The following is a 613-nucleotide window of genomic DNA, read 5'->3' as shown; positions in this document are numbered from 1 at the left end:
TTAATTATTTAAGCATGCTTGCGAATTTTTCTAATGTACGGATCATTTGAGCTGTGAAGCCTGATTCATTGTCGTACCATGAAACAACCTTAACAACTTGGCCGTCGCCCTTACCTACAACTTGTGTTTGTGTTGGGTCGAATACTGAACCGAATGATGTACCAATGATGTCTGATGATACAATTTCGTCTTCGTTGCAGCCGAATGATGCGTTGCCTTCTGTTGTCTTCTTTACGGCTTCGTTAACTTCGTCAACTGTAACTTCTTTGTTCAATGTTACAACTAATTCTGTTACTGAACCTGTGATTGTTGGAACACGTAATGCGTGACCATCCAACTTGCCGTCTAATTCTGGAACAACCTTACCAAGGGCCTTTGCAGCACCTGTTGAGTGAGGAATAATGTTTTGTGCGCAAGCACGTGCATTACGCTTGTTACCTTTGCGGTCTGGACCGTCTTGTACGTGTTGTGATGCTGTGTATGCGTGAACTGTTGTCATTGTACCTGCTTTGATACCAAATGCATCGTTAACAGCCTTTGCCATTGGTGCTAAGCAGTTTGTTGTACATGAAGCAGCTGAGATGATGTCTGCATCTGGTGTGATGATGTCATC

The 613-nt window shown here is 43.1% G+C and carries 1 protein-coding gene; it reads right to left on the bottom strand.

The features are described 5' to 3' along the window. Positions 1–4: 4 nt before the first annotated feature. Positions 5–613: type I glyceraldehyde-3-phosphate dehydrogenase (locus FC33_RS00200; RefSeq protein ID WP_057826617.1), on the bottom strand; the 609-nt coding region annotated here is incomplete at its 5' end.

The sequence above is a fragment of the Ligilactobacillus aviarius subsp. aviarius DSM 20655 genome (assembly GCF_001436315.1).
Taxonomy (GTDB): domain Bacteria; phylum Bacillota; class Bacilli; order Lactobacillales; family Lactobacillaceae; genus Ligilactobacillus; species Ligilactobacillus aviarius.
The sequence above is the reverse complement of the archived record's forward strand: the minus strand, read 5'-3'. Positions and strand labels throughout refer to the sequence as shown.